The organism is Micromonospora sp. NPDC005197, from assembly GCF_040608295.1.
Lineage (GTDB): Bacteria > Actinomycetota > Actinomycetes > Mycobacteriales > Micromonosporaceae > Micromonospora.
In genome coordinates, this window is record NZ_JBEXHY010000197.1 from 1 (window position 1) to 7083 (window position 7083).

A 7083-nucleotide genomic window follows, 5' to 3' on the forward strand; every position below is an offset into this window, starting at 1 on the left:
GCCCCCCTCGCTCTCGGGTGGGCGGGGGGGGGGGGGGGTGTCGCGGGGGGGGGGCCCCCCCCCCCCCCCCCCCGACCGCTCACCTCAGACCTCTTCGACCGAGCTCGGCTCGCGCCGGGACAGGTCGATGCCCAGCTCCTCAGCGGCCCGGAACACCTCGTCGTCGGTCTCGCGCATTTCCAGGGCCACACCGTCGCTGGAGAGCACCTCAACGTTGAGGCACAGCGACTGCAGCTCCTTGAGCAGCACCTTGAACGACTCCGGGATGCCCGGCTCCGGGATGTTCTCGCCCTTGACGATGGCCTCGTAGACCTTCACGCGGCCGAGCACGTCGTCGGACTTGATCGTGAGCAGCTCCTGCAGGGCGTAGGCAGCGCCGTACGCCTGCATCGCCCAGCACTCCATCTCACCGAAACGCTGACCACCGAACTGCGCCTTACCACCCAGCGGCTGCTGCGTGATCATCGAGTACGGGCCGGTCGAACGAGCGTGGATCTTGTCGTCGACCAGGTGGTTGAGCTTCAGGATGTAGACGTAGCCGACCGCGATCGGGTCCGGCAGCGGCTCGCCGGAACGACCGTCGAACAGCTGCGCCTTGCCGGTACGCCCGATCAGCTGCTTGCCGTCCCGGTTGGGCAGGGTCGACTCGAGCAGACCGGAGATCTCCTCCTCGCGGGCACCGTCGAAGACCGGGGTGGCCACGTTGGTGTCACCCTCGGACTCGTGCGCGTCGATCGAGCGGAGCTGGCGCTTCCAGTCGGCGTCGTCACCCTCGACCTTCCACCCGGTCTTGGCGACCCAACCGAGGTGGGTCTCCAGAACCTGGCCGATGTTCATCCGGCTCGGCACGCCGAGCGGGTTGAGCACGATGTCGACCGGGGTGCCGTCCTCCAGGAACGGCATGTCCTCGATCGGCAGGATCTTCGAGATGACGCCCTTGTTGCCGTGCCGGCCGGCGAGCTTGTCGCCGTCCTGGATCTTGCGCTTCTGGGCGACGTAGACCCGGACCAGCTCGTTGACGCCCGGCGGCAACTCGTCGCCGTCCTCGCGGGAGAACGTGCGCACACCGATGACCGTGCCGGTCTCGCCGTGCGGCACCTTCAGCGAGGTGTCCCGAACCTCACGCGCCTTCTCACCGAAGATCGCGCGGAGCAGCCGCTCCTCCGGGGTCAGCTCGGTCTCACCCTTGGGCGTGACCTTGCCGACCAGGATGTCACCGGGGACGACCTCGGCGCCGATCCGGATGATGCCGCGCTCGTCGAGGTCAGCGAGCATTTCCTCGCTGACGTTCGGGATGTCGCGGGTGATCTCCTCCGGACCGAGCTTGGTGTCCCGGGCGTCGACCTCGTGCTCCTCGATGTGGATCGAGGTGAGCACGTCCTGCTGCACGAGGCGCTGCGACAGGATGATCGCGTCCTCGTAGTTGTGGCCCTCCCAGCACATGAACGCCACCAGCAGGTTGCGTCCGAGCGCCATCTCGCCCTCGTCGGTGCACGGACCGTCGGCGATGACCTGACCGGCCTCGACGCGGTCGCCCTCGAAGACCACCGGCTTCTGGTTGACGCAGGAGCCGGCGTTGGAGCGGCGGAACTTGTGCAGCAGGTACGTCCGGCGGTGGCCGTCATCCTGGTGGATGGTGACGTAGTCGGCGCAGAGATCCTCGATCACACCGCCGACCTCGGCGACCACCACGTCGCCAGCGTCGACCGCGGCACGGTACTCCATGCCCGTACCCACGAGCGGCGCCTCGGCCTTGACCAGCGGCACCGCCTGGCGCTGCATGTTCGCGCCCATCAGTGCCCGGTTGGCGTCGTCGTGCTCGAGGAACGGGATCATGGCGGTCGCGACCGAGGTCATCTGCCGGGGCGAGACGTCCATGTAGTCGACGGCACCGGGGACGACGTCCTCGGTCTCGCCGCCCTTACGACGGCAGAGCACCCGCTCCTCGGCGAACGTGCCGTCCGCCTTCAGCCGCGCGTTGGCCTGGGCCTTGACGAACCGGTCCTCCTCGTCCGCGGTCAGGTAGTCGATCTGGTCGGTGACCCGACCCTCCACGACCTTCCGGTACGGCGTCTCGATGAAGCCGAACGGGTTGACCCGGGCGAAGGTGGACAGCGCGCCGATCAGGCCGATGTTCGGGCCTTCCGGCGTCTCGATCGGGCACATCCGGCCGTAGTGGGACGGGTGCACGTCGCGGACCTCGAAGCCGGCCCGCTCCCGGGACAGACCACCCGGGCCGAGCGCGCTCAGCCGACGCCGGTGGGTCAGGCCCGCCAGCGGGTTGGTCTGGTCCATGAACTGGGACAGCTGCGACGTACCGAAGAACTCCTTGATCGCCGCCACCACCGGGCGGATGTTGATCAGGGTCTGCGGGGTGATCGCCTCGACGTCCTGCGTGGTCATCCGCTCGCGGACGACCCGCTCCATGCGGGAGAGGCCGACCCGAACCTGGTTCTGGATCAGCTCACCCACGGTGCGCAGGCGACGGTTGCCGAAGTGGTCGATGTCGTCGGCCTCGTAGCCGTCCTCACCGGCGTGCAGCCGGCACAGGTACTCCACGGTGGCGACGATGTCGTCCTCGGTCAGCGTGCCGGTGGTGATCGGCACGTCGACTTCGAGCTTCTTGTTGAACTTGTAGCGCCCGACCTTGGCGACGTCGTACCTCTTCGGGTTGAAGAAGAGGTTGTCGAGCAGGGTCTGGGCGTTCTCGCGCGTCGGCGGCTCGCCAGGGCGCAGCTTGCGGTAGATGTCGAGCAGGGCCTCGTCGGCGCCGGCGATGTGGTCCTTCTCGAGCGTGGTCATCATCAGCTCGGACCAGCCGAACCGCTCACGGATCCGCTCGGCCGACCATCCGATGGCCTTGAGCAGGACCGTGACGGCCTGCCGACGCTTGCGGTCGATGCGTACGCCGACCGTGTCGCGCTTGTCGATGTCGAACTCCAGCCAGGCACCCCGACTCGGGATGACCTTGACGCTGGAGAGGTCGCGGTCGGAGGTCTTGTCCGGCTCCTTGGAGAAGTACACGCCCGGAGACCGGACGAGCTGGCTGACCACGACGCGCTCGGTGCCGTTGATGACGAAGGTGCCCTTGGGCGTCATCATCGGGAAGTCACCCATGAACACCGTCTGGCTCTTGATCTCGCCAGTGGTGTTGTTGGTGAACTCCGCGGTCACGAAGAGCGGAGCGCAGTAGGTCAGGTCCTTCTCCTTGCACTCCTCGATCGAGGCCTTGACCTCGTCGAAGCGCGGCGCCGAGAAGGAGAGTGACATGGTGCCGGAGAAGTCCTCAATGGGACTGATCTCTTCAAGGATCTCCGCGAGACCCGAGCGTGCGTGCGGGTCGTCCGCCGACCGGCCCTGCCAAGCCTCGTTGCCGACGAGCCAGTCGAAGGACTCGTTTTGGATGGCAAGGAGGTTGGGGACCTCGAGGTGTTCGGTGATCCTGCCGAATGAAACTCGGCGGGGAGCGAATGCGCTCGACGTACGACTGGTCTTCGCAGGGCGGGAAGCTGCCAAGATGCGTCCTTCCGAGGACCGGTGCTGCAGAACGGCTGGTACGCGTGCACTCCAATGACCCCACCAGAAATATCCGTAAACGGACATTTCCGAGCAGGGGTCAAGTCGGAAGGCAGCGCAAACTAGCAGTGTAGCCGAGAGGCTAACCGCTGTCCAGCCCACCCCGCAGGTCGTTCGCGGAACGCGCCTCGGCCCCCGTAAACCGGGGTCTGCCGGGCCGCTCAGAACGCAACGTCCCCACTGGGCCGCTCGGGTTGCCGCGGCCGCTGGTGCCGCCGCTGTCATTACCCACGTCGTGGCCGTCGCAAGCGCGGTGTCTTGCTGGTGTTCAGCGTGCCTGGCAGGCCGGGGCCGCGTCAAGGGCCGGTATCCGGGTCGTCGGTTCTTTCCCACCTGAGGGCGACCGGGGCCCCTCGTCCGGTGGTCCGGCATCGACCATCGACGCCCAGCTCAGGACGGTTGTCGCTGGATCCACGAAACACGGCGGGCAGCGATCCGTGTCGGATCACCGCCCGCCGCGACGCGATCGTGTCCCGGCTCACTGGGCCGGGCACGCGCAGGTGGAACGTCAGGTCACTTGAGGGTGACCTTGGCGCCCTCACCCTCGAGCTTCGCCTTCGCCTTCTCGGCGGTCTCCTTGTTGACCTTCTCCAGGATGGCCTTCGGCGCGGACTCGACCGCGTCCTTGGCCTCCTTGAGGCCCAGGCCGGTCAGCTCGCGCACGACCTTGATGACCTGGATCTTCTTGCCACCGTCAGCCTCGAGGACGACGTCGAACTCGTCCTTCTCCGGCTCGGCCTCGGCGGCGGCCGGGGCGCCACCGGGGGCGGCAACCGCGACCGGAGCGGCGGCGGTGACCTCGAAGGTGTCCTCGAACTGCTTCACGAACTCGGAGAGCTCGATCAGCGTCATCTCCTTGAACGCGTCGAGCAGCTCGTCGGTGCTGAGCTTCGCCATGTCTGGCGTCCTTTCTAAAGGTTGTCTAAGAACGTGGGTGCGCCGCGCGGCCTCAGGCCGCCTCGGCGCCCTCCTGCTCGCGCTTCTTGTCCGCAAGGGCGGCCGCCGCGCGGGCGGCCTTGGAGAGCGGTGCCTGGAACAGGGCCGCGGCCTTGCTCAGGTTGCCCTTCATCGCGCCGGCCATCCTGGCCAGCAGCACCTCGCGGGACTCCAGGTCGGCGAGCTTCGTGACCTCGGCCGCGGAAATGGCCCTGCCCTCGAAGACACCGCCCTTGATGACGAGCTTCGGGTTGGCCTTCGCGAAGTCGCGAAGCCCCTTCGCCGCCTCGACGACGTCGCCCGAAACGAAAGTCAGCGCGGTAGGACCGGTGAACAGCTCGTCGAGGCCGTTGATGCCCGCGTCCGTCGCGGCACGCTTCGCCAGCGTGTTCTTCGCGACCGTGTAGCTGGTCTCGGCGCCGAGCGAGCGCCGCAGCTGGGTGAGCTGGGAAACCGTCAGACCGCGGTACTCGGTCAGCACGGTGGCGCCCGCGTTGCGGAAGCTCTCGGTCAGCTCAGCGACGGCCGTGGCCTTGTCGGCCCGGATCGGCTTGTCCGCCATGTTTCCTCCTCTCTCGTTACTCGAGGCTGGTCCCCGACACGGCCGAAGCCGGAGCGGGGGCGGAGGCAGCACGACAACGAAAAGCCCCGGCGCAGGGCGCACGGGGCGAGGGCCGGCGGATCGTCACGGTCGGCGGACCATGCTCACTGCCGAGTTACGCTTGCCGCCCTACGCGGGTCGCCCGTTGTCGCGGGACCTTCGACCGTGCCGGAGCACGGTGACCAGCGGTCTCTGGGTGGTTCCTCATCCATGGAAACACGGATGACGGTTGAAGAGTACGCGCCCGCACCACCAGCGCCAAATCGCCCCCGGTGAGCCGGGTCACGGGCAGCGTCGCTGGTCAGCCCTGGGCCCGCCGCCGCCACAAATAGCCGGCGGTGACCGCCGCGCTCCACGCCGACGCCCAGAGCGTGAGCCCGAGCAGGGTCAGCGCGGCGGCGTCACCCGCAGTCGTCCGCGCGGTGGCCATGATCGGCGGCACCAGCCAGGGCGCCACCGAACCGCGCAGACCGAGCGCCACCGCGCCGACACCGCCGAGGGCCAGCACCGCCACGCCGTACGCGGCACCGCCCACCGACGCCCGGCTGGCCAGCGCCCCGAGGGCGACCGCCGCGGGTACGGCCAGCAGGTGCGCCCACAGTCCCAGCGCGATGCCGACCGGCACCGACCGGTCCCCCGGCTCGACCGGGCCGGTGACCCCGCCCACCAACCAGGGGAATAGCAGCGCGACCGCCACCGCGACCAGCGCCGCCACGCCGGCCGCCAGGAGCCCGGCCAGGCGCTCCCGGGCCACCCCGACCGTCACCTGGGCGAGCCGGCGCTGCACGTCCGGCTCGATGTCCAGCAGGATCTTGGTCTGCCAGGCGAGCACCGGGAAGAGCACCACGGCCGAGACGCCGTACGCCTCCGCCGGCTGGGACCGGCCGCCGCCGTAGAGCGTGCCGAGCACGACGAGACCCGCGAGCAACGGCGCCAACGCCCGACCGGTCCGCAGGAAACCCGCCAGCCGCATCCGCACCAGGGCGCTCACCGGGCCTCCCCCGCTGCCTGCTCGACCGCGTCCACGCCCTCGGGCTGGTCGAGAGCCGGTTCACCGGCCGGCCGCAGCGGTGCAGCCGCAGGCCCGGCCTGCGGTGCGGTGATGGAGGTGTCGGCGCGTACCCGAAGAATCTGGTGGCCCTCGGCGCGCAACCGGGCGACGGTGCTGGCGACCCGCGCGGCCGGCACCGCTACCTCGACCACCGCGATGGCCTCCTCGTCGGTCGACGCGGTCTCCTCGGTCAGCGAGCCGGCGGCCACCGACCAGCGGCGCGCGCCCGGCAGCCGGACCGTTTCCCCGCGGTGGTCGCTGACCAGGACCGTGCCGCCGTCGGCCAGCACCTCGTCGATCAGCTCGGGAACCAGCTCGCGGGTCGCGGCGTCGAGGCCCTCCCACGGCTCGTCGAGCACCAGCAGGCCGGGCGGTCGCAGCATGGCCTGGGCGAGACCCACCTTCTGCGCGGTGCCCTTGGACAGCTCCGGAAGCCGCACCGAGCTGAACGCGCCCAGGCCGAGCCGCTGCGTCCAGGTTGTCACCGCCTCGTCGGCGGCCGACCGCCCCAACCCGGCAACGCGGGCCATGCTGGTCAGGTAGCCCGAGACGGTGAAGGGCTGGTCGGCCGGGAAACGCTCCGGGACCCAGCCCACCCGGGCTGGCCGGTCGACGACCCGACCCCGGCCCGGCCGCAGCACCCCGGCGGCCACCTGGAGCAGCGTGGACTTGCCCACCCCGTTGCGGCCCAGGACTACCGCGACCTCACCCGGGCCGATCCGCACATCCACGCCCCGCAGCACCCACGGACCACGCCGGTGATACCGCAACCAGACGTTCTCCAGCCGCATGCGATCGAGCTTGCCACACCACAGACGCGCCGGGGGGCGGGGGCAAAGGATGGGAAGGGCCCCGTGGAGGGAAACATAGGGCTAATAGGGGACGCGAGGTCGCTTGGAGAATAATGGGGTGTGTGGGG

The 7083-nt window shown here is 69.5% G+C and carries 5 protein-coding genes; all 5 read right to left on the reverse strand.

The genetic code is table 11. The features are described 5' to 3' along the window. Positions 1–84 precede the first annotated feature (84 nt). A complete protein-coding gene (locus tag ABZU46_RS30315; RefSeq protein WP_354863125.1) occupies positions 85–3516 on the reverse strand; it encodes a DNA-directed RNA polymerase subunit beta in 3432 nt (1143 codons plus the stop codon). A 573-nt stretch (positions 3517–4089) separates the two neighbouring features. Next, positions 4090–4473, reverse strand: coding sequence for a 50S ribosomal protein L7/L12 (rplL, locus tag ABZU46_RS30320; protein ID WP_354863127.1), 384 nt, complete (start codon positions 4471–4473; stop codon positions 4090–4092). A gap of 52 nt (positions 4474–4525) precedes the next feature. Continuing rightward, complete coding sequence (gene rplJ / locus ABZU46_RS30325; protein ID WP_354863129.1) at positions 4526–5074, reverse strand: 50S ribosomal protein L10; 549 nt, start codon at positions 5072–5074, stop codon at positions 4526–4528. Between the two features lie 340 nt (positions 5075–5414). After that, a complete protein-coding gene (locus ABZU46_RS30330; protein WP_354863131.1) occupies positions 5415–6104 on the reverse strand; it encodes a hypothetical protein in 690 nt (229 codons plus the stop codon). Next, positions 6101–6955, reverse strand: coding sequence for an ABC transporter ATP-binding protein (locus ABZU46_RS30335; protein ID WP_354863132.1), 855 nt, complete (start codon positions 6953–6955; stop codon positions 6101–6103). Before ABZU46_RS30335 ends, ABZU46_RS30330 begins: the two co-directional genes overlap by 4 nt. Between the last annotated feature and the right edge of the window lie 128 nt (positions 6956–7083).

Coding starts and splice junctions, on each gene's coding strand:
- rplL (WP_354863127.1), bottom strand. CDS start 4,473: ATGGCGAAGCTCAGCACCGACGAGCTGCTCGACGCGTTCAAGGAGATG.
- rplJ (WP_354863129.1), bottom strand. CDS start 5,074: ATGGCGGACAAGCCGATCCGGGCCGACAAGGCCACGGCCGTCGCTGAG.
- ABZU46_RS30335 (WP_354863132.1), bottom strand. CDS start 6,955: ATGCGGCTGGAGAACGTCTGGTTGCGGTATCACCGGCGTGGTCCGTGG.